Source organism: Pseudomonas sp. TH41 (genome assembly GCF_016650695.1).
Taxonomy (GTDB): domain Bacteria; phylum Pseudomonadota; class Gammaproteobacteria; order Pseudomonadales; family Pseudomonadaceae; genus Aquipseudomonas.
The window spans coordinates 201,182-224,402 of sequence record NZ_JAEKFH010000006.1 but is presented as its reverse complement, the minus strand read 5'-3'; the positions used below and the strand labels follow the sequence as shown (position 1 = coordinate 224,402).

The following is a 23,221-nucleotide window of genomic DNA, read 5'->3' as shown; positions in this document are numbered from 1 at the left end:
CCCGCTCCCACAGGGTCTGCGGCGGGTCAGGTCTCTTCTTCTATATCGAGCAACAAATTCTCCAGCGCCTCACGATACTCGCCCGGCGCCTGCCACATCCCCCGTTGCTGCGCTTCGAGCATCCGCTCGGTCATGTCGCGCAAGGCATGCGGATTATGCTCACGAACAAAATCCCGGGTCGCCGGATCCAGTAAATACGCATCCGCCAGCAACGCGTATTGATGATCGTCGATCAGCTGCGTGGTGGCGTCGAACGCAAATAAATTGTCGACCGTCGCCGCCAGTTCAAACGCGCCTTTATAGCCATGTCGCTTCACGCCGTCGATCCACTTCGGATTGGCCGCCCGGGAACGGATCACCCGGTTCAGCTCTTCCTTCAAGGTACGAATCTTCGGCAAATCCGGCTGACTGTGATCGCCATGGTAACTGGCTGCGATTTTGCCGCTGAGGCTTTCCACGGCCGCGAGCATGCCGCCCTGGAACTGGTAATAGTCATTGGAGTCGAGCAAGTCATGCTCGCGGTTGTCCTGGTTTTGCAGCACGGCTTGCACGTGGCTCAGGCGCTGGGCGAACTGCTCGCGGGCGTCGGTGCCTTCATCGGAACCGCCATAAGCGTAGCCGCCCCAGGTCAGATAAACCTCGGCCAGATCTTCGCGGCTTTGCCACAGGCGACCGTCGATGGCGCCCTGCACACCCGCGCCATAAGCACCGGGTTTGGCCCCGAAAATACGCCAACCGGCCTGACGCCTCGCCGCGTCTTCATCCAGGCCCGACAGCATCAACGCCTCCCGCTCCGTACGCACCTTGGCGGCCAGCGGATTCAAATCATCCGGCTCATCCAATGCGGCAACCGCTTGCACGGCGGCATCGAACAGACGGATCAGATTGGCAAAGGCATCACGGAAGAACCCGGAGACGCGCAGGGTCACGTCCACGCGCGGACGGTCCAGCAAACTCAACGGCAAGATTTCGAAATCGTCGACCCGCTGACTGCCGGTGGCCCAGACAGGGCGCACGCCCATCAACGCCATGGCTTGCGCGATGTCATCGCCGCCCGTGCGCATGGTCGCTGTGCCCCAGACCGACAGGCCGAGCTGACGCAAGTGATCGCCATGGTCCTGCAAGTGCCGCTCAAGAATCAGGTTCGCTGACTGGAAACCGATGCGCCACGCAGTGGTGGTCGGCAGGTTGCGCACATCCACCGAGTAGAAATTGCGCCCGGTGGGGAGCACATCCAGTCGACCGCGACTCGGCGCACCGCTCGGGCCGGCCGGGACGAAACGCCCGCTCAGGGCGTCAAGCAAGCCGCGCATTTCTGCCGGCCCGCAGGCGTCGAGGCGTGGGGCGACCACTTCGCGCAGGTGGTCGAGGATGTCGCTAACATCAGTCCACACAAAATCCTGTGGGAGCGGCGGTGCGACGATTCGACTTGCTCGCGAAAGCGGAGTGTCAGTCGACATTAATCTGGCTGACACACCATCGCGAGCAAGCTCGCTCCTACAGGGTTCATTCACCGTCTGGGAAATCAGTTGCGCGGCGAACAGCTCAAGACGTTCGCGGGTATCGCCTGCCGTGCGCCAGACTTCATTGCTGAGGGTTTGCAGTTCCATTGGGCGCAGCCCGCTCCATGGCTCGGCCAACGCACAATCCAGCGGATCAAATCCCAATTCGAACGCCTTGGCCAACGCCCGCAACAAACTGGATTGCGCACCTCGGCCATCACCACGGGGAATACGCAGCAAGGCCAGCAACGTATCAATACGCAAGCGCCCGGTCGGCGATTCGCCGAAGATGTGCAGGCCATCGCGGATCTGCGACTCTTTCAAGTCACATAAGTAGGTGTCCAGACGCGGCAACCAGATTGCTGCATCGGCATCGCTGTCGAGCTTCTCGTCCAGCTGCAATTCGCGGTCGATGTGCGTGTCGCGCACCAGCTGCAGGATGTCGCGCTGCAACTCCCGGGCACGGCGCGGATCGAGCAATTGCGCTTCGTAATATTCGTCGGCCAGCAGTTCGAGGTTGCGCAGCGGCCCGTAGGTTTCGGCACGGGTCAGTGGCGGCATCAGGTGATCGATGATCACCGCCTGAGTGCGACGCTTGGCTTGGGCGCCCTCGCCCGGGTCGTTGACGATAAACGGATAGATGTTCGGCAGCGGCCCGAGCAGCGCGTCCGGCCAGCAGTGTTCCGACAGCCCGACACCCTTGCCCGGCAACCATTCGAGGTTGCCATGCTTGCCGACGTGTATCACGCCGTGGGCGCCGTAGGTGTTGCGCAGCCAGAAGTAAAACGCCAGATAACCGTGGGGCGGCACCAGGTCCGGGTCGTGATAGACCGCACTCGGATCCACCTGATAACCGCGCGCCGGTTGAATGCCGACGAACGTCAGGCCAAAGCGCAGACCGGCGATCATCATGCGCCCGTCACGGAACATCGGATCGCTTTGCGGCGTGCCCCAGCGTTCAAGCACCGCCTGGCGGTTGGCCTCGGGCAAGGCGTTGAACATCAGGTTGTAATCGTCGAGCGCGAGGCTTTGCTGGCAGGGACGCTGATCAAGGGTATCGAGGTCATTGCTGACCCCACCGAGCAATTGTTGGATCAGCGCGGTGCCGCTGGCGGGCAACTCGATCGGTAGCGGATAACCTGCTTGATGAAGCGCCCGCAAGATATTCAGCGCCGCGGCGGGTGTGTCGAGGCCAACGCCATTGCCGATACGCCCGTCACGCGTCGGGTAATTGGCGAGGATAAGCGCAATACGCTTTTCGCCGTTCGGTACACGCGCCAGGTCGATCCAGCGCCGCGCCAGTTCAGCGACAAAATCCATGCGTTCCGGTTGCGCTCGGTAGCACACCACGTCCGACTGGCTGCGCTCGCTGCGCCAGGCCAGGTCCTTGAAACTGATCGGCCGGCTGATGATCCGCCCATCCAGTTCCGGCAGCGCAATGTGCATCGCCAGATCTCGCGGACCGAGGCCTTGTTCGCTGGCGCGCCAACCGGGCTCGTTGTCCTGGGCACAGATCGCCTGTATCACTGGAATGTTGCGGCGAAACGGCCGTAAATGCGGCGCTTCGGGGCTGGACTGGGCGAAACCGGTGGTATTGAGAATCACCGAGGCTTCGACTTCATCCAACAGGTCCTCGACCACCGTCAGGCAGCCGGCCTCTTTCAAACTGGCCACCGCAATGGGCAACGGGTTTAACCCCGCCGCCTGCAAGCGCTGGCAGAAAATATCGATGAAACCGGTGTTCGCCGCCTGCAAGTGCGAGCGGTAAAACAGCACCGCCGCCACCGGCTGTCTGGCCTGCCAGTCGGCTTGCCAATCGCTCAGTTCAGCGGGGCTTTTGTGCGGGTGGTAGATCGCGGTGCGCGGCAGGGTTTGTGGCTCGGCCCAGGAATAGTCGCGACCCAGCCAACGATTGGCCAGGCAGCGGAAAAAATCCAGGGCATTGTTCATGCCGCCCTGACGCAAAAACTGCCAGAGCCGGTCCCGGTCGCCGGCAGCCACGGTGCTCAGGTCACTGAGTTCCGGGTCCGGGCGATCATCCCCCGGCACCAGAATCAACTGCACGCCACGCTGGGACAACTCCACCAGCCGCTCGATGCCGTAACGCCAATAGGCGATGCCGCCATGCAGCGAGATCAGAATCACTTTGGCGTGGCGCAGCACTTCGTCGACATACAGGTCGACCGACGCGTGATTTTGCACTTGCATCGGATTTGCCAAGCGCACGCTGGGGTAATCGTCGGGCAATTGCTGCGCGGCTTCGGCGAGCAGCGCGAGGCTGGAATCGCCACTGCACAGGATCACCAACTCGGCGGGGGTTTGTCCAAGATCGGCGATGTTGTCATCTGACACGAAACCGCCGGGCTGGGTCCTGAGCAGGTGCATGGCTTAAACGCTGAGCGCGGCGCGCAATTGCGCTTCGAGTTGAGCGGCGTCCAGCTCTTGGCCGATCAGCACCAGACGCGTGGTGCGTGCTTCTTCGGCACCCCACTGACGGTCGAAATGCTTGTCGAAACGCGTGCCCACGCCCTGGATCAGCAGGCGCATCGGTTTGTTCGGGATGGCGGCGAAGCCTTTGACCCGCAGGATGCCGTGCTTGACCACCAATTGGGTCAGCGCGTCCATCAGCAGGCTTTCGTCGGCTTGCGGCAGTTCAATGGAAATCGAATCGAAGGCGTCATGATCGTGGTCATCATGATCGTCGTCGCCGTCGTGGTGATGGTCATGGTGGCTGTGACGGCTGTCGATATGTTCTTCGGAACCGGCACCGAGGCCGATCAACACGTCCAGTGGCAGACGACCGCTGCTGGCTTCGATGATTTTCACCGCGGGCGGCAGTTCTTCGGCGACTTCCAGGCGCACGCGGGCCAGGTCTGCAGGGCTGATCAGGTCGGCTTTGTTGAGGATCACCAGGTCGGCGCTGGCCAGTTGGTCGGCAAACAGTTCGTGCAGTGGCGATTCGTGGTCCAGGTTCGGGTCGAGTTTGCGCTGGGCGTCGACCTGGTCCGGGAATGCAGCGAAAGTGCCAGCCGCCACGGCCGGGCTATCGACGACGGTGATGACCGCGTCAACGGTGCAGGCGCTGCGGATTTCCGGCCACTGGAAGGCTTGAACCAGCGGCTTTGGCAGGGCCAGGCCCGAGGTTTCGATGAGGATGTGGTCGAGGTCGCCGCGACGGGCAACCAGTTCGCGCATCACCGGGAAGAACTCCTCCTGGACGGTGCAGCACAAGCAGCCGTTGGCCAATTCGTAAACGCGGCCGTTAGCCTCTTCTTCAGTGCAACCGATCGTGCATTGCTTGAGGATTTCGCCGTCGATGCCCAACTCGCCAAACTCATTGACGATCACCGCGATACGGCGGCCCTGAGCGTTGTCGAGCATGTGCCGCAACAAGGTGGTTTTGCCCGAGCCGAGGAAGCCGGTAACGATGGTGACGGGGAGTTTGGCCAGTGTTTTCATCGGATGCCCTTTGGCAAGGTGGCGGGCAAACGGGACGACGACCGGCAACGCGAACGCGCGTGCCTGAAGAGTTCGCCACCGGATCACCCCGCCCGGTTGTAGTGAGAATCTGTGTCGAGGCAGGTCTCCTGGCTGACGGTGCGCCGGGCCGATTGGCCTGGCATTCGCTGCGCCTTCCCGCGAACCCGTGGGACAGGGTTTGCAGTGGCGTGGCAGCGAACATCACCGTTCACAGTTGCGGGGGCAGCCGCGGCATTGACCGCGTTCCCTTCTTAGCTTCGGCAATCGCCGAAGAACCTCGAAAGCGCAAGGCTACGCATGGTGTGGGGGCGGGTCAATCGTGACCTGTTCACTGCCCCTATCGTGACCTGCTCACTACCTCTGTAGGAGCTGCCGAAGGCTGCGATCTTTTGATCTTGATTTTAAGAAGCAAAGTCAAAAGATCGCAGCCTTCGGCAGCTCCTACAAAGAATCAACGAGCCAAGTGAGAAACCTTGCCAATTGACGCCCACCCATGCTCTCCTACGCACCTTGTTACGGGTGCCCTTCACAGGGTGAAACGGGAAACCGGTGAATCATGTGCTTTACTCTAAAGCCATGTCAGTCCGGTGCTGCCCCCGCAACGGTAAGCGAGTGAAGAATCAAATCCACTGTGCCAGCAGTTAGGCATGGGAAGGTGATTCTTGCAGGCTTCGGCTGACGCCAAAGCCCCTCGTGAGCCCGGAGACCGGCCCGCAACACAAAGTGACGATTACGTTCACTGACATAACAAACCCGCGGTGGGCGGGCGCTGTTTGAACGTCTGCGTGCCCGTCTCGCAGGGGTTTTCCATGCGCTCTATCCACCCGCTGACAGACCAGAGGGAAGCGCCATGTCGATTATCAGCAGCACCGACCACAGCACCGCCAGCAGCACCACGACCCTGAGCCAACGCCTGACCGCCGCCGTGTGTGCGTCGATTCTTGGCGCGTGCCTGGTGTACTTCGCCGGTTTCTCGCACATCGAAGCGGTGCACAACGCCGCGCACGATACCCGTCACAGTTCCGCCTTCCCGTGCCATTGAGACCTGCTGACATGATCAAGCGTATTGCGCAAACCGCAGGTTTTACCGGGCTACTGGCCGCCCTGCTGCTGACCTTGCTGCAAAGCTTTTGGGTGGCTCCGCTGATTCTTCAGGCGGAAACCTATGAGAAAGCCGCGCCAGCCGTTGAAGTTCACGAACACGCCGGTGCCGCCATGGCCGGCCACACCCATGATGCAGAGGCCTGGGAGCCGGAAGACGGCTGGCAGCGTGTGCTGTCGACCACGGGCGGCAACCTGGTGGTTGCCGTCGGTTTTGCCCTGATGCTCGCCGGTCTCTACACCTTGCGCGCTCCGACCAAAACCTCTCAGGGCTTGCTCTGGGGTCTGGCCGGTTATGCGACATTCGTACTGGCGCCCACACTGGGTCTGCCGCCTGAACTGCCAGGCACGGTCGCTGCCGATCTGGCGCAACGGCAGATCTGGTGGATTGGCACCGCCGCCTCCACCGCTGTCGGTATCGCGCTGATCGTATTCAGTCGTCATTGGCTGATGAAAGCCCTGGGTGTGGCGATCCTGGCCGTTCCGCACGTGATTGGCGCGCCGCAACCGGAAGTGCACTCTATGCTCGCGCCGGAAGCCCTGGAAGCTCAGTTCAAAATCGCTTCGCAGCTGACCAACATGGGATTCTGGCTGGCCTTGGGCCTGATCAGCGCCTGGTTGTTCCGCCGCAAAAGCGATGGCCACTACCACGCATGACTGATACCCGCACAGCGCCGACTTTAGTGGTCGGCCTGGGCTGCCAGCGCGGCTGCCCTGTCAGCACGCTGCGGGCGCTACTCGATCAGGCGTTACAGGCTCATCAAATCCAACTTCACGAGATCAAGGCCCTGGCCAGTATCGATCTGAAGCGCGATGAACCTGGCCTGGCCGAACTGGCCACGCAACTTGGGTTACAGGTGATGTTTTTCAGCAGCGAACAATTGGCGGGTTATCAACCGCAACTCAGCCACCAGTCACAGATCGCGTTCGAGCGCACCGGCTGCTACGGCGTAGCAGAAAGTGCCGCCCTGGCCCTGGCCGAACAACTGGCTCAGGCGCCGGCAAAGCTGCTGATTGCGCGACAAAAATATGCCCAGGCAACCTTGGCATTAGCCGGGCCTGCGTAAAATCCTCGATAATCCTCGCCTTCGATCATGAGCAATCTTCATCTGAAGCCTTGCCCAGCCCCTTTTTCTCACAGGAACCGACGATGACCGTCTACTTCATTGGCGCAGGTCCCGGCGACCCGGAGCTGATCACCGTCAAAGGCCAACGGCTGATTCGCAGTTGCCCGGTGATCATCTACGCAGGCTCCCTGGTGCCCGCCGCCGTGCTGGAAGGCCACCGTGCCGAACGCGTGGTCAACAGCGCTGAGTTGCATTTGCAACAGATCATCGAACTGATCAAGACCGCCCATGCCAACGGCCAGGACGTGGCCCGCGTCCATTCCGGCGACCCGAGCCTGTATGGCGCGATTGGCGAGCAGATTCGTTACCTGCGTGAACTCGATATTCCGTTTGAAATCATTCCCGGCGTGACGGCAACGGCCGCCTGCGCGGCGCTATTGGGCGCAGAACTGACACTGCCGGACATCTCGCAAAGCGTAATCCTGACCCGCTACGCCGACAAAACCGCGATGCCGGCCGGTGAAGAACTGGGCAGTCTGGCGCAACACGGAGCGACCATGGCGATTCATTTGGGGGTGAATCATCTGGAGAAGATCCTCGCCGAATTGCTGCCGCATTACGGCGCCGACTGTCCGATTGCGGTGATTCATCGGGCGACGTGGCCGGATCAGGATTGGGTGGTGGGGACGATTGAGGACATTGCCGGGAAGGTTGAAGCCAAGGGGTTTCGGCGCACGGCGTTGATATTGGTGGGTCGGGTGCTGGGCAGTGATCATTTTAGCGAGTCGTCGCTGTACCGCGCGGGGCATGCGCATCTTTACAGACCTTAAAATCAAAAGATCGCAGCCTTCGGCAGCTCCTACAGGGGGTATGCATTCCCCTGTAGGAGCTGCCGAAGGCTGCGATCTTTTAAATCTTCACCCATAAAAAAACGGCACTCACGGGTGCCGTTTTTTCATTTCGCAGCGAACACCTTAGTAATAGGCGTTTTCTTTCTGCGTGTGGTCAGTCACATCACGTACACCCTTGAGCTCGGGAATACGCTCAAGCAACGTGCGTTCGATACCTTCACGCAGGGTGACATCGGCCTGGCCGCAGCCCTGGCAACCGCCGCCGAACTTCAGCACGGCAATGCCGTCTTCGACCACATCGATCAGGCTGACCTGACCGCCGTGACTGGCGAGCCCCGGGTTGATCTCGGTTTGCAGGTAATAGTTGATGCGCTCGTTGACCGGGCTGTCGGCGTTGACCATCGGTACTTTGGCGTTTGGCGCCTTGATGGTCAGCTGGCCGCCCATACGGTCGGTGGCGTAGTCGACTACCGCATCGTCCAGGAACGCTTCGCTGAACGAGTCGATGTAAGCAGTGAAGCTTTTCAGCCCCAGCGCCGTGTCTTCAGGTTTTTCTTCGCCCGGCTTGCAATAAGCAATGCAGGTTTCGGCGTACTGGGTGCCAGGCTGGGTGATAAAGACGCGGATGCCAATGCCTGGGGTGTTCTGCTTGGAGAGCAGATCAGCCAGATAATCGTGGGCGGCGTCAGTGATGGTAATAGCGGTCATGGAAACTCCTCGCAGGCTTGGGCGCAGTTTACGCCAATCATCGCCGCGCACAAAGTCCTAGTATTTTTGTCGGGAAAGAGCCAGATGGAAAATCACCGAAAACCCACTGTAGGAGCGAGCTTGCTCGCGATGGTGTGTCAGTCGCCATCAATGCTGCTGATACACCATCGTCGGAACGCCGCCCGGAGCAAGCTCGCTCCTACAAGGGTTCGGCGGCGACACCAGCCCGCGATCAAAGATTCTCGTAGCGATTCATGTCCAGCACGCCCTCTTCCACCGGGTCCGTCTCGTGGACGTATTTGCTCAGGTCATGAAAGTAAAACCAGAATTGTGGATGACTGCGGCGAATGCCCCAGCGCTCAACGATTTTCTCGAAGCGATTGGCGTCCTTCGCGTTTTCCATCGCATCCACGAATGCCGGCACCTGATCGGCCGGGATGTTGAACATAAAGTTCGGATAGCTGCTGAGCACGCCCGGGAAAATGGTCAGTGTGTCGAGCCCCGGCTGATAACGCAGCGATTCACCCAGCAGGAACGCGACGTTGCTGTGCGCGCGGTTGCGCAACAGGCTGTAGACCCCGCGCTTGCCACCCGCGGTTTCGATTCGCAACATCGTCGCTTCAGGCAGTTGATCGATGACGCTAAGGCCCGCAGCCGGGCGCGACGTCAGACGACTCAGGGCCTGTTCGGCACGTTGCAAATCCGGGTCGATGTTCGGTCGCGAGCAATACGCGCCGTCGCAGCGATTGATCGGATCAGGTTTGGCATTGAGTTCGCCGTAACGGACCAGCAACTGCAGGGCGAAGTCGCGTTTCGGGTCTTTCTCGTCAAGTTTCAGCGCCGTCGGTTTGTCGTCATCGATGGCCTCGTAATCGAGCCACATCTTGAATTTGCCGCTGCTCTGGTACCAATCGTCGAGGTAACCGTCCCGGGAATCGGCTGGCATCAGGCGCAGGAAGTTCTGCTCGGCGCCATTGCGAATCAAGTCGAAGTACAGGCGTGTCTGCGCCTGATGGGAGACGTTGCCGAACACGTCGAAGTTGACCACCAACTGATAATACGTGCGCTCCAACAGCGGAAAGTCGAACAGCCACAGGGTTTGCGGCACGTCACCGATCAGGCCCTTGTTCACCGAGGCGCTGTCGAAATGCCGGAAAATGCTTAGCAAAGCGTTATCGTTGCCCGCCCACAACGTCGACCAACTCGGCGCCGGTGCATCGGCGTAGCTGTCGCGGCGCAGTGCTTCGTACTCGTTACGTTTGTCGCGGTAGTCGTGCCACAGGCTCAGGACGCTGCCGACGTCGTCGTTCTGCCCCGGCATTGCCAGCAGCGGCGTGGCCTTGCCACGGTAGTTCGGGTCAGTGATGTAAAGGTCGTGCTCCGGCGCCTGGAACAGTGCCCAGAAGTTGTCGCGGATCACGTCTGTGGCGACCTGCCCCCGGCACACCGGGCCACGAATGAACGTGCGCACGAAGTATTCGGCGTTATCGAGCATGAACTGGTAACGCGCCTGGGCCGGGATTGCCTCGAATGTAGCGAACGGATTGGCCCGACGTTCCGGCCCGTAACCCGGCAAGGCGTTGACCTGCCAATTGCCGTTGTAGAAAAGGCTTTTGATCCGCGCCATCTTCGGCGCACTCAGCGGGTACGTGATGTGGGTTTTCTGCACGATCACGCCTTGCACCGGCCACAAACGGTAATAAACCTGAATGCCCGGATCGTCGTTCGGGCGACGGGTGTTGATCAGGTCGATCGGCTGCCCGGTCGGCGTGCGCGAACGGACCCACTGGAAGAAGTGCCCCGGCTCGCCCTCCTTGAAGTAAATATGGGCGAGGAACCAATGCTCGAACAACCAGCGCCCCACCAGACTTTGCCGGGCACCCGGGGAATTGAGCAGGTTTTCCCATTGCACCACTTGCAACGCTTCTCTCGCGGAAGGCACCAGACCTTGCTCATCAATCGGCGCACCGGACGCCAGCCAGCGTTGCAGTGTCTGGTACTGCTGATCGGTCAGTCCTGTGACCGCCAGCGGCATACCTTCTTTCGGGTGGGCGCTGGCGTAGCCGTCGAACTCCGCGGGCATGGCGCACATATTTTCCCGATTCAGACCCAGGACGATGTCTTCCGGCAACTTGGCATTGGGTTGCAACGGGGTTTTGTGGCCCAGCTCCAGCATCCGCGCCATCAACGCGGCCTGACTGCCCTGGGCGTCGAGCACGGGATAGAAACCCTTTTGCTGCCAGGCGTGCTTGCCGAAGGCGTCATAAAACAGCCGGGTCGGCGCCGCGGCGGTGCTGCGCTGGCCGTCGTAGACCGGGATTTTCGTCGCGCCGCGCGCCACACCTTCGCCACTGCCCAGATTGAGCTGACAGGCGGCGTCATTGCAGGCATGGCAGGCCACGCACTTTTCGGTAAAGATCGGCTGGATGTCGCGGCTGTAGGAAATTGCAGAGGAAATGGCCGGACCTTGCGCAGTGGCACCCCAGCTTAAAAGCAGCATAAAAATGCCGGTGATGACGCGATACGACATGTCCCTGGTCCTGATTCCTGAAAAAACGCCGCGATTCTACCCATCTGACCCGCCCACCAACATGAGCGATATTCATGCAAAACCGGGACATGCTCTAAAACCGCACAGGTTTGCTATCATCCCGGCCCTTCGTCATGGTCTTTCCGAGTAGTCCAAATGTCCGATCGCAGTGTTCGCCTTCAAGCTCTCAAGCACGCCCTCAAAGAGCGCATCCTGATTCTCGATGGCGGCATGGGCACGATGATCCAGAGCTACAAGCTCGAAGAGCAGGATTATCGAGGCAAACGCTTTGCCGACTGGCCAAGCGACGTCAAAGGTAACAACGACCTGTTGGTGCTGACGCGCCCGGACGTGATCGGCTCCATCGAAAAAGCTTACCTGGACGCCGGCGCCGACATTCTGGAGACCAACACCTTCAACGCTACCCAGGTTTCCCTGGCTGACTACGGCATGCAGGGCCTGGCGTATGAGTTAAACGTAGAAGGCGCACGGCTGGCGCGCAAGGTGGCCGACGCCAAGACCCTGGAAACCCCGGACAAGCCGCGTTTCGTCGCGGGCGTGATCGGCCCGACCAGCCGCACCTGTTCGCTGTCGCCGGACGTGAACAACCCCGGCTATCGCAACGTAACTTTCGATGAACTGGTGGAAAACTACACCGAGGCCGCCAAAGGCCTGATCGAAGGCGGCGCCGACCTGATCCTGATCGAAACCATTTTCGACACCCTGAACGCCAAAGCCGCGATCTTCGCCGTGCAAGGCGTGTTCGAAGAGTTGGGCATCGAACTGCCGATCATGATTTCCGGCACCATCACCGACGCCTCCGGCCGCACCCTCTCCGGCCAGACCACCGAAGCCTTCTGGAACTCCGTGGCTCACGCCAAACCGATTTCGGTCGGCCTGAACTGCGCCCTCGGCGCCCGCGAGTTGCGTCCGTACCTGGAAGAGCTGTCGAACAAGGCCGGCACCCACGTCTCCGCGCACCCGAACGCCGGCCTGCCGAACGAATTTGGCGAGTACGACGAACTGCCGGCGGAAACCGCCAAGGTCATCGAAGAGTTTGCTCAAAGCGGCTTCCTGAACATTGTCGGCGGATGCTGTGGCACCACGCCGGGGCACATCGAAGCCATCGCCAAAGCCGTCGCCGGTTACGCGCCGCGTGAAATTCCGGAGATCCCGAAGGCTTGCCGCCTGTCGGGCCTGGAGCCGTTCACCATCGACCGCAGCTCGCTGTTCGTCAACGTCGGCGAGCGGACCAACATCACCGGTTCCGCCAAATTCGCCCGCCTGATCCGTGAAGACAACTACACCGAAGCCCTGGAAGTCGCCCTGCAGCAGGTCGAAGCCGGCGCCCAGGTGATCGACATCAACATGGACGAAGGGATGCTCGATTCGAAGAAGGCCATGGTGACCTTCCTCAATCTGATTGCCGGTGAACCGGACATCTCCCGCGTGCCGATCATGATCGACTCCTCCAAGTGGGAAGTGATCGAAGCCGGCCTGAAATGCATTCAGGGCAAGGGCATCGTCAACTCGATCAGCATGAAGGAAGGTGTCGAGCAGTTCATTCATCACGCCAAACTGTGCAAGCGCTACGGCGCCGCTGTCGTGGTAATGGCCTTCGACGAAGCCGGCCAGGCCGACACCGAAGCGCGCAAGAAAGAAATCTGCAAACGCTCCTACGACATTCTGGTCAACGAAGTCGGCTTCCCGCCGGAAGACATCATCTTTGACCCGAACATCTTCGCCGTGGCCACCGGCATCGAAGAACACAACAATTACGCCGTGGACTTCATCAACGCCTGCGCCTATATCCGCGACGAGCTGCCGTACGCCCTGACCTCGGGCGGCGTGTCCAACGTCTCGTTCTCGTTCCGTGGCAATAACCCGGTGCGCGAAGCGATTCACTCGGTGTTCCTGCTGTATGCGATCCGTAACGGCCTGACCATGGGTATCGTCAACGCCGGCCAACTGGAGATCTACGACCAGATCCCGGCTGAACTGCGCGACGCGGTCGAAGACGTGGTACTCAACCGAACTCCGCACGGCACCGATGCCCTCCTCGCCATTGCCGACAAGTACAAGGGCGACGGCAGCGTCAAGGAAGCCGAGACCGAAGAGTGGCGTAACTGGGACGTCAACAAGCGTCTGGAGCATGCGCTGGTCAAAGGCATCACCACCCACATCGTGGAAGACACTGAAGAATCCCGTCAGTCGTTCGCGCGCCCGATCGAAGTCATCGAAGGCCCGCTGATGTCCGGCATGAACATCGTGGGCGACCTGTTCGGCGCCGGCAAAATGTTCCTGCCGCAAGTGGTGAAATCCGCCCGCGTCATGAAGCAGGCCGTGGCCCATTTGATCCCGTTCATCGAACTGGAAAAAGGCGACAAACCGGAAGCCAAGGGCAAGATCCTCATGGCGACGGTAAAAGGCGACGTGCACGACATCGGCAAAAACATCGTCGGCGTGGTGCTCGGCTGTAACGGCTACGACATCGTTGACCTCGGTGTGATGGTGCCGGCCGAAAAAATCCTGCAAGTGGCCAAAGAGCAGAAGTGCGACATTATCGGCCTGTCCGGTTTGATCACGCCGTCGCTGGATGAAATGGTCCACGTGGCCCGCGAGATGCAGCGCCAGGATTTCCACCTGCCGTTGATGATCGGTGGCGCGACCACGTCCAAGGCGCACACGGCGGTGAAGATCGAGCCGAAGTACAGCAACGATGCGGTGATCTACGTGACTGACGCCTCCCGTGCCGTCGGCGTGGCGACCCAGTTGCTGTCCAAGGAATTGAAACCGGCGTTCGTCGAGAAGACCCGCCTGGAGTACATCGAAGTCCGCGAGCGCACTGCCAATCGCAGCGCCCGTACTGAACGCCTGAGCTACCCGGCTGCGATCGCCAAGAAGCCGCAGTTCGACTGGAGCACCTATGAGCCGGTCAAGCCGACGTTCACCGGCTCCAAAGTGCTGGACAACATTGACCTGAAAGTTCTGGCCGAGTACATCGACTGGACGCCGTTCTTCATCTCCTGGGACCTTGCCGGCAAGTTCCCGCGCATCCTCGAGGATGAAGTGGTCGGTGAAGCCGCGACCGCGTTGTACGCCGACGCTCAGGAAATGCTCGCCAAGCTGATCGACGAGAAGCTGATCAGCGCCCGTGCCGTATTCGGCTTCTGGCCGGCCAATCAGGTGCGCGACGATGACATTGAAGTCTACGGCGATGACGGCAAGCCCTTGGCCAAGCTGCATCACCTGCGCCAGCAAATCATCAAGACCGACGGCAAACCGAATTTTTCCCTCGCCGACTTCGTTGCACCGAAGGACAGCGAAGTGACCGACTACGTGGGTGGTTTCATCACCACCGCCGGGATCGGCGCCGAAGAAGTGGCCAAGGCCTATCAGGACGCCGGCGACGATTACAACTCGATCATGGTCAAGGCGCTCGCCGACCGTCTGGCCGAGGCCTGCGCCGAGTGGCTGCACCAGCAGGTGCGTAAAAACTACTGGGGTTACGCCAAGGACGAGACGCTCGACAACGAAGCGCTGATCAAAGAGCAATACACCGGCATCCGCCCTGCCCCGGGCTACCCGGCGTGCCCGGACCACACCGAGAAAGGCACGCTGTTTGCCTTGCTCGACCCTGAAGCGAGCGAAATGCATGCCGGGCGCAGCGGTGTGTTCCTTACCGAGCACTACGCGATGTTCCCGGCGGCAGCGGTCAGCGGCTGGTACTTCGCTCACCCACAGGCGCAGTACTTTGCCGTGGGCAAGATCGATAAGGATCAAGTGCAGAGCTATACGTCGCGTAAAGGGCAGGAGTTGAGTGTGACCGAGCGGTGGCTGGCCCCGAATCTGGGTTACGACAACTAAAATCACAAGCAAGATCAAAAGATCGCAGCCTGCGGCAGCTCCTACACGGGTGTACACCTAACCCTGTAGGAGCTGCCGCAGGCTGCGATCTTTTGTTGTGGATTGTCTATGCTTACGGTTCACACATTGGTGACGAGGGATTTATGGACGACCCGGTCGACAACAAGCCACCCAGCTTCTGGCAGATGCTGCACAGTGTCATGGCGGCGGCGTTCGGCGTGCAAAGCGGAAAGAATCGGGCCCGGGACTTCACACACGGCAAGCCTAGTCATTTCGTGATTTTGGGGATTCTGTTTACGGCGGTGTTCGCCCTGATGCTGTTTGGCATCGTGAAACTGGTGCTGCACCTGGCCGGGGTTTGACGGCGACTCAGTGCATCAACGTTTGCAGGCTGAACGGGTAGCGATACGACGCCGGCTTGCCCTTGGCCGATAGCTTTTGGAAGTCCACGCCAAAATCCTGCGCCGCCCCCATCGCCAGCAACCGCTTCGCTTGCTCGCGATCAATCAACTGCAATAACGGGACCTGCCGGTCTCGGCCGCCGTACTGGCTGATATCCACGCCCTGATCGTAGTCATGCAACTGCACCAGCGCCCAACCACCCAGACTGAAATGCCCGCCCAGCAGCACGCTCAGCCGATGGTCCAGCAACGCCTGCAATGCTGCCGGCGAGGTATTGATCGTGCCAAACAGTGCGTCCTTACCGGGTACGCCGCCTGTTTCGACAAAGGCCTGCATGACTCCAAAGCCCATTTCATCATTGGCCGTCCAGATCAGCGAGGTCTGCGGGTAACGCTTGAACAACAGCTTGGCCTGCTCATAGGCCCGCTGGCGGTTCCAGCCGCCGTATACCAACTGGCGCAGGTGCACTTCGGGGTGCTCGGCCAAGGCCCGCCTCAAGCCCTTCTCACGCAATTGCGCGGACGGTGTGATCTTCAAACCGGAAAAGGCCAGCAGTTCCATTGTCTGACCCGAGGGCACCGGTCCGTGCTGGCGGATCAGCTCCTTGAGCATCAAATAGCCGCCCTCCTCGTCATTGGGCACCAGGCTACCCACCCAATCGGGATATTTGTCAGGCCGTGCACCCAGCAGCTTCATCTGGTCCGGGGTCAGGGCGTTGTTGACGATGAACAGCTTCACACCGCTGCCTTTGGCCAGGCGCAGAATTTCGGGGGCAATATATTGCTCGTTGACGAACACCAGATAATCGGGCCGGTTTGGCCCTTGCAGGGCTGCGCGGGCCTGCTTGACGGTCGTTTCAGTGACCCGGTCGGAATACTGAATGCTCAGCTCCATGCCCAGGTCCTTCGCGGCAGCGTGCATGAACTGGGAGTAGCTGACCCAGAACGCTTCCTTGGTGTTTCCCGGATTCAGGAACAACACCGACGCTGCTTGGGCACAAGGTCCCACGACCATACCCAGCGCCAGTAATACACCATAGAAAAACTTCAACATTGATCGCCCGAGCCCCCGCAAATTCGCCGCGCATTATAGCCAGCGAAGTGTGGAAAATCGGCGTTTATTCCGGTTTTTGTCCGACAATCGTCGGCACCGGGCCCGGGCGCGGGTCGGTTATTGATGGCTGACCCAGAATACCGCTGTCCCCACGACCAGAATGATCAGAAACAGAATCGCCCAAGCATCGACTGTGCTATCGGGTTTTGTTGCTTTGGATGGGTTGCTCATTGCATCGCCTCTTGTCGGTTTTATCGGTGATTGCATAAAGACTCGACCACAGTTAAGACGATGATTGCCCGCACCACAAATACGGGTTTAGCACTAATAGTTGTCGATAGTCGTTTTGGTTCTTTGCATATACTCAAACATCACTTTTGCGCATAACTCCAAACTGGTATCTTGCCCCGGCTCCGTTGGGAGTGCGCGGCCGTGCGCGCAGAATTGCCGAGGCAGTATCGAGACTTCAGCAAGTCAAAAACGCAGCTGGATCCGACCGGCCCAAGCCTGAGAACAGGACTTATATGTACGTATACGACGAGTACGATCAGCGGATCATCGAGGACCGCGTCAAGCAGTTCCGTGATCAAACCCGACGCTATCTGGCAGGCGAGCTGAGCGAAGAAGAATTCCGCCCGCTGCGCCTGCAAAACGGGCTTTACATCCAACGCTTCGCGCCGATGTTGCGGGTGGCGGTGCCTTACGGCCAACTGACTTCGCGCCAGACGCGAATGATGGCCAAGATTGCCCGCGACTATGACAAAGGCTATGCCCACATCAGCACCCGGCAGAACGTCCAGTTCAACTGGCCGGCGCTGGAAGACATCCCGGACATTCTCGCTGAACTGGCCACCGTGCAAATGCACGCGATCCAGACCAGTGGCAACTGCCTGCGCAACGTCACCACCGACCAGTTCGCCGGCGTCGCCGCCGACGAGCTGATCGATCCGCGCCCATGGTGCGAAATTGTCCGCCAGTGGACGACGTTCCACCCGGAATTCGCCTACCTGCCGCGCAAGTTCAAGATTGCCATCAACGGTTCGACCTCCGACCGTGCCGCCATCGAAGTCCATGACATTGGCCTTGAGCCAGTGCACAACGCCGCCGGCGAACTGGGTTTCCGTGTGCTGGTGGGTGGCGGCCTGGGCCGTACGCCGGTGGTGGGCGCGTTCATCAATGAATTCCTGCCGTGGCAAGACTTGTTGAGCTACCTCGACGCCATCCTGCGCGTTTACAACCGCTATGGCCGTCGTGACAACAAGTACAAGGCGCGGATCAAGATTCTGGTCAAAGCCCTGACGCCTGAAGTCTTCGCCCAAAAAGTCGACGCGGAAATGGAACACCTTCGCGGTGGCCAGACCACGCTGACCGACGCCGAAGTGCATCGTGTCGCCAAACACTTCGTCGACCCGGACTACAAGTCCCTGGACAACCAGGCCTTGGCGCTGGCCGAACTCGATAAAGAACACCCGGGTTTCGCGCGCTGGCGCAGCCGCAATACCCTGGCCCACAAGAAGCCGGGTTATGTAGCCGTGACCCTGTCCCTGAAGCCGACCGGTGTTGCACCGGGCGACATCACCGACAAGCAGCTCGATGCCGTTGCCGACCTGGCCGATCGTTACAGCTTCGGTCAGCTGCGCACCTCTCACGAGCAGAACATCATTCTGGCTGACGTTGAACAGAGTCAGTTGTTCGCGATGTGGGGCGAATTGCGCGAGCAAGGCTTCGCCACGCCGAACGTCGGCTTGTTGACCGACATCATCTGCTGCCCGGGCGGCGATTTCTGCTCCCTGGCCAACGCCAAGTCGATCCCGATCGCCGAATCGATCCAGCGCCGTTTCGACGACCTGGACTATCTGTTCGACATCGGCGAACTGGACCTGAACATCTCCGGCTGCATGAACGCCTGTGGTCACCACCACGTCGGCCACATCGGCATCCTCGGGGTGGACAAAAAAGGCGAAGAGTTCTACCAGGTTTCCCTGGGTGGCAGCGCCAGTCGCGACGCCAGCCTGGGCAAAATCCTCGGCCCGTCCTTCGCCCAGGACGCCATGCCTGACGTGATCGAAAAGCTGATCGACGTGTACATCGAACAACGTACCGAAGACGAGCGCTTCATCGACACCTATCAGCGTATTGGCATCGACCTCTTCAAGGAGCGCGTCTATGCAGCGAATAATTAAGAACAACGAGGTCGTCGACGAAACCTGGCACTTGCTGCCCAAGGATTTCAATATCGACGAGATCAGCAACTGCGACGATCTGATCGTCCCGCTGCAGTTGTGGCGCGAACACAGCCGTATGCTCAAGGCCCGCGATGGCGGCTTGGGCGTGTGGCTGGACGCCGATGAAGAAGCGGAAGAAATCGGTGATGACGTCGAGCAGTTCAAGGTGATCGCCTTGAACTTCCCGGCCTTCACCGACGGTCGCAACTACTCCAACGCCCGCCTGCTGCGTGACCGTTATGGTTTTAAAGGCGAACTGCGGGCGATCGGCGATGTATTGCGCGACCAACTGTTCTACTTGCATCGTTGCGGTTTCGACGCATTTGCCATTCGCGCCGATAAAGATCCATACGAAGCACTGGAAGGTCTCAAGGACTTCTCCGTGACCTATCAGGCCGCCACCGACGAACCGCTGCCGCTGTTCCGTCGCCGCTGATGGTCAAACCTTGAACCCCTTTCGGGGTTCAAGGCTCCCCCCTTGAGTCAAAGATTGGCTCGATCCTCCAGCGCCCCGAAAGCAGCCACCGGATGATCAAACCGCCCGCTGCTGCGAGTCAATCGGCCCCACATTTCCTCCGAAGCATCGGCCTCGTGCAACAATCGCCAGACTCGCGCCTGTAGCGACAGATAACTGACCTGAAAATCGGCCGTCAGACTCAGCCTGCTGATTACGGCTAAAAACCGCGTACCGGAAGGTTTGTCTGCCAGTCGCTGCCAGAGGGCTTGCCGGGATTGTTGCAACGCTGCGTCGCTCTCTCTTAGCCAGACCATCGGCGAACCATAGTCCGCGCCGGGCGCGGCCAGCCATAAATTGATTCCCGTTTGTTCTCGATGCGTGACCAGCCGGCGCAACGTGTCTTCATCCGTCAGGGGATTCCCCAATAGCAGCACGCGATCATCTGCGACAGCCTGATTGATGACCGCTGGCGGAACCCGCGTTATCTGGTTATCGCGTAAATCCAGAGTGGTCAGATAGGGCTCATCCTTGATACCGATCGGGCACCAGCTGATGTGTGTATCCCTCAGGTTGAGCTGACGCAGGTCGTTCATGCCCAGCACCATCGGTGGTAAACCCAACGGGTTGTCACTCAAGTCCAGAATTTGCAGGTGGGCCAGGTCGCGCAGTTGTGAAGCGGCGCTACCCGTGAATACCAGCTGTGTGTCTCGCAGGTTGAGTGAGCGAAGGTGTGTCAATTGACCGATGGCTGGCGGCAAGGAGCGCCCCGCATCGCCGCCGACGAAGAAATGACGCAAATCCACACTTTCCAGATTCAGGATCTCGAGGTTTGGAAAGCTCTCGAGAAACCCGTCCAGACTGTCCTGCTCGGTCAGGTGAAAACCTCGCATCAATAACTCTGTCACATCGTCGAACCTGACGTTTAATGCAGGTAATCGGTGATAGTTCTCGAAGTTCATATCCAGCGTCGCACGTGGCAGCCCTCCGCGCTTTTGCCAAATGGCGACCAGTTCTTCGGCGAGCTCAGTCCGCAGCGCTCGCTCGTCCTGCATCTCGTCCATCAGCAGCTGGACGTTATGAGCCGCGATTTGTGCAGAGGTCAAACCCACCGCCTCTGCATCTCCAACAGCCAGAAAAGGAAGATCCATGTTACTGACGTCTTCGGCGACCTGATCCAGCCAGCTGCTCAAATCGGTGTTGAGTTGCTGCATCTGCTGGTTCAACCCATCGATATAGGTCTGCGCGTTATCGCCCACACGCTGCAGTGCTTCATCGGCCTGCGCACTGGTGAAGTCGGGATAAATATCCTTGAGCTGCAACCTCATCATTTCGTGGGTCATTGCTTCGCCCTGAGGCGTCGCCGGATAGCCTCCGCCACGTAGTCCCTGAGGCTCAAAAGTCAGCTCGCTATCCATTCTCTGCAACCCCAGCATGGTTTGCGAACGAGGCAGTGCCAGATCGCCGATCTTGAGTCGCAACTCATTGGCGGGATCAGGAGACATCAAGTGTAATGCCGACCTTTCGTCCTCTGACAGGATGCCGAGGACAGCTTCATAGAGATCCGTTTGCAAGCCTTGCTGCTGATAGCGGCTGCCCACCCTGATAATGCTTCGAGAGTGAGCGGCATCAAGCGGGCCGCAACGGTCCAGAACCCGCCCGGCAGGCGAATGGTCAAGAACATCTATTCGAAGGTCTTTGGGCCACCCAGGCAGATTCTTGAGGGAGTGCAGTGCCAGCGTGTCCGTCTCGACATTGTCGATCGACCGAAGGTAAAAACCTTCGTAGGCACGATTGAGCCGCACATGCTGTTGGTACTGACGAGCCTTGCTGTCCAGATGTTTGAACACTTGCCTCACTTCGGCAGCGTCAGGCGTCGTGCGGATGTCCACGCCCGAGCGGTCGAGCATTTGCTCAATGGCGCTTTTGGGAAGTCCCGGATACTGGTGCTGGAACAGCCGGACCCATTCGTGTTCGGACGCCTGTAACGCTGCGTAACGGCTGCTGAACAATTCAGGTTGCCTGGCCTGCCCGAGTTCCTGATCGAGCTTGAAGCGACTGATCGTGTCGGCCAGCAACGGCGTTGGTGGGCGTCCGGTTTGCATCAGGCGCAGCATATCGTCATCAATCGCGCTGACTTTGCCGATCTGCGCCAATAGGTCATCGCTAAACGATGCCACCGACGGACCGATTCCGCGCATAAGTTCCAGGCGGCTCAATGGCGCTAACGGGGCAACGCCCTGATTCGGCGCGGGCCTGACAACTTCCTCCTCGGGAATGGCGTCGGGCTCGCGGACGCGCTCTGCAACGGCGCCGACCTCGACAGAATCCCCCCTGACCACCGCTCCCGCGCCGACCAATGGCAGCGCATTGAGTAAGCCAAACACCGTACGCGTCACACCCGCAGAACGATCGTTCGAGGTTTCGCCGTTGATGGCCTGATCAACCCCATAACCAGCGTCGATGATGCCTGCCAGCGCCAGCAAACCTTCGCCACCGGGCACGAACAACGCCAATGGACCAAAACGGTTGATCCACTGCACGACCGGTTCGACGACTGCACTCAAGTTATCGCGGTTGACCTGGGCATCGTCACGAATGGTTTTGACACTGGCCAGCGAAGCCTCCTTCATGGTCAGTACCAATTGGGCAAATGGATCAATGTCCAACGCCGAGTCATCGAAATCGATGTATTGGGCGGGGTCCCAAAAACCGTCGTTGTTGAAAAATCCCGCCTCTGGAGTCAACCAGTGCTCTTTCGGGTAAACCGACATGCCATCCAACGCTGTCAGCACACCGGCATGGAAGGTGCCATCCTTGCGATCGTCCTCGGCAAAATGGGTGGCCAAGGCCTGTTTCGTCGCCTCACTTCTGCCCTGCTCCACAACCCATTGGTGTAATTGACCGCCATCGCTGAAGGCGTGCAGTGGCGAAGAATTGCCGGGGATGTACAACACAATCGCGCCATCAGAATCACGCCAGCCCCAGATATCCTTCGAGGTGTAACGATAAAGCTTCAGACGTCCCGTCTTCAGCTTCGTTGGCAGCCTGAGCGGTGCCTGCAATTGTTTGATCTTCAGCGCTGGCCATGTCTGGTCCGGTGCCAGTCCTGCTGCTTGCAATGCGAGCTCTAGGCCTTTTGATTGCAGGCTGCTTTCATGTCGCTGTAAGAAAGCCGCCATGACAAAGGCTCCCTTGGCCGACGTTTTCAGTGCGTGGGGACTGGCTGCGACGATCACCTCATCGGCTGGCCAGGCTTGATCAAGATAGGCTTGATACCGGCCCTGAAGGTCCAGTTCCCAGATCCATTGCTTGAAATCGGCGGGTCTCACGGCGATCTGGGTGGCCGGCCCGTAACGTTGAGGAACGGTTCGGCGATAAATGCCTTCGTAGGCGTTGTGATAGTCGTTGCCGGGCTCGGTCAAATCATCGACATGTTCCACAACACGAATGGCCGGCCCGACGTCAGGTGGCGTGTACAAGCCAAACGCCGTTTCACCGAAGCGCCCGTCACCCACGGTCTGATAGTTGGACAGCAGCGCCTGCGCCAGGGACATCGAAGTCGCCACCCGCCCCTGGTGGATGCCATTTTGTGCAGGGCGCCCCTTGTAGTCGTAATCAAGCGTGACCAACTGCGCTGTCGCCGGATCAATGTCCTGCCCCCATTTTTCCTTGATCAAGCGTTCGCCAAATTGGCCAGGGGATTGCGGGAGCGCAATAGCTACGGCGGCTTTCAGTTCATCGCGTGTTCGCATAGTCGGGGCGGGATCAGGGCCGGCAATATTGTCGCTAGGTATCTCATTCATGGTGCATTCCATTGCAGTCATTTCAAGAGCATCACCATACCCGGCTTTGGCCCCTTCCAAAGTGGGAGCAATTGACAGCGACCTTAGGAAAGTTCGCCACTTTCGGAGGGAACGCGGACCGTTCTGAAGGGCAAAAAAAATGAAACCGGGGGGGTTAACCGCGGTTTCATTTTTT

At 59.6% G+C, this 23,221-nt stretch carries 14 protein-coding genes and 2 riboswitches; of the genes, 8 read left to right on the top strand and 6 right to left on the bottom strand.

Features of this window, described 5'->3' with window-relative positions; all coding sequences use genetic code 11:
- Positions 1–26: 26 nt before the first annotated feature.
- Together cobN and cobW are read right to left on the bottom strand one after the other, a co-directional pair.
- Positions 27–3,887 (bottom strand): cobaltochelatase subunit CobN, encoded by a 3,861-nt coding sequence (gene cobN / locus JFU37_RS24920; RefSeq protein WP_201119709.1) that lies wholly within the window; start codon positions 3,885–3,887, stop codon positions 27–29.
- A gap of 3 nt (positions 3,888–3,890) precedes the next feature.
- Complete coding sequence (gene cobW, locus JFU37_RS24915) at positions 3,891–4,961, bottom strand: cobalamin biosynthesis protein CobW (protein WP_201119708.1); 1,071 nt, start codon at positions 4,959–4,961, stop codon at positions 3,891–3,893.
- Between the two features lie 101 nt (positions 4,962–5,062).
- Positions 5,063–5,277, bottom strand: a riboswitch (cobalamin riboswitch).
- A gap of 205 nt (positions 5,278–5,482) precedes the next feature.
- Positions 5,483–5,711: riboswitch (cobalamin riboswitch) on the top strand.
- A 121-nt stretch (positions 5,712–5,832) separates the two neighbouring features.
- Between cobW and JFU37_RS24910 the strand changes: the two genes are divergently transcribed.
- From JFU37_RS24910 to cobM, 4 genes are all read left to right on the top strand, one after another.
- A complete protein-coding gene (locus JFU37_RS24910) occupies positions 5,833–6,024 on the top strand; it encodes a CbtB domain-containing protein (RefSeq protein WP_201119707.1) in 192 nt (63 codons plus the stop codon).
- An 11-nt stretch (positions 6,025–6,035) separates the two neighbouring features.
- Positions 6,036–6,740: a CbtA family protein gene (locus JFU37_RS24905; protein WP_201119706.1), complete on the top strand. Its 705-nt coding sequence runs from the start codon at positions 6,036–6,038 to the stop codon at positions 6,738–6,740.
- Positions 6,737–7,150 (top strand): cobalamin biosynthesis protein, encoded by a 414-nt coding sequence (locus JFU37_RS24900; protein ID WP_201119705.1) that lies wholly within the window; start codon positions 6,737–6,739, stop codon positions 7,148–7,150. The genes JFU37_RS24905 and JFU37_RS24900 overlap by 4 nt, the downstream gene beginning before the upstream one ends.
- Positions 7,151–7,233: 83 nt before the next feature.
- A complete protein-coding gene (gene cobM, locus JFU37_RS24895) occupies positions 7,234–7,980 on the top strand; it encodes a precorrin-4 C(11)-methyltransferase (RefSeq protein ID WP_201119704.1) in 747 nt (248 codons plus the stop codon).
- A 144-nt stretch (positions 7,981–8,124) separates the two neighbouring features.
- Here the strand turns inward: cobM and nfuA are convergent, their stop codons facing one another.
- Together nfuA and JFU37_RS24885 are read right to left on the bottom strand one after the other, a co-directional pair.
- Positions 8,125–8,709, bottom strand: coding sequence for a Fe-S biogenesis protein NfuA (gene nfuA, locus JFU37_RS24890; protein WP_007898222.1), 585 nt, complete (start codon positions 8,707–8,709; stop codon positions 8,125–8,127).
- A 232-nt stretch (positions 8,710–8,941) separates the two neighbouring features.
- On the bottom strand, positions 8,942–11,239 hold the full coding sequence (locus JFU37_RS24885; protein WP_201119703.1) for a fatty acid cis/trans isomerase: 2,298 nt from the start codon (positions 11,237–11,239) through the stop codon (positions 8,942–8,944).
- A 156-nt stretch (positions 11,240–11,395) separates the two neighbouring features.
- Here JFU37_RS24885 and metH point away from each other — a divergent pair, with 156 nt between their 5' ends.
- The gene (gene metH, locus JFU37_RS24880) at positions 11,396–15,106 is read left to right on the top strand and encodes a methionine synthase (protein WP_201119702.1); all 3,711 of its coding nucleotides are present in this window, start codon (positions 11,396–11,398) and stop codon (positions 15,104–15,106) included.
- A gap of 143 nt (positions 15,107–15,249) precedes the next feature.
- On the top strand, positions 15,250–15,468 hold the full coding sequence (locus JFU37_RS24875) for a DUF2970 domain-containing protein (protein WP_201119701.1): 219 nt from the start codon (positions 15,250–15,252) through the stop codon (positions 15,466–15,468).
- A 7-nt stretch (positions 15,469–15,475) separates the two neighbouring features.
- On the opposite strand, the gene JFU37_RS24870 is transcribed toward JFU37_RS24875, so the two are convergent.
- Positions 15,476–16,561: an ABC transporter substrate-binding protein gene (locus JFU37_RS24870; protein WP_201119700.1), complete on the bottom strand. Its 1,086-nt coding sequence runs from the start codon at positions 16,559–16,561 to the stop codon at positions 15,476–15,478.
- Positions 16,562–17,085: 524 nt separating this feature from the next.
- On the opposite strand from JFU37_RS24870, the gene JFU37_RS24865 reads away from it, so the two are divergent.
- A complete protein-coding gene (locus tag JFU37_RS24865) occupies positions 17,086–18,744 on the top strand; it encodes a nitrite/sulfite reductase (RefSeq protein WP_201119699.1) in 1,659 nt (552 codons plus the stop codon).
- Positions 18,728–19,222 carry a DUF934 domain-containing protein gene (locus JFU37_RS24860; protein WP_201119698.1) on the top strand — a complete coding sequence of 165 codons (495 nt, stop codon included), beginning with the start codon at positions 18,728–18,730 and terminating at the stop codon, positions 19,220–19,222. The genes JFU37_RS24865 and JFU37_RS24860 overlap by 17 nt, the downstream gene beginning before the upstream one ends.
- A gap of 47 nt (positions 19,223–19,269) precedes the next feature.
- Here JFU37_RS24860 and JFU37_RS24855 read toward each other — a convergent pair whose 3' ends face one another.
- Complete coding sequence (locus tag JFU37_RS24855) at positions 19,270–23,046, bottom strand: dermonecrotic toxin domain-containing protein (RefSeq protein WP_201119697.1); 3,777 nt, start codon at positions 23,044–23,046, stop codon at positions 19,270–19,272.
- Between the last annotated feature and the right edge of the window lie 175 nt (positions 23,047–23,221).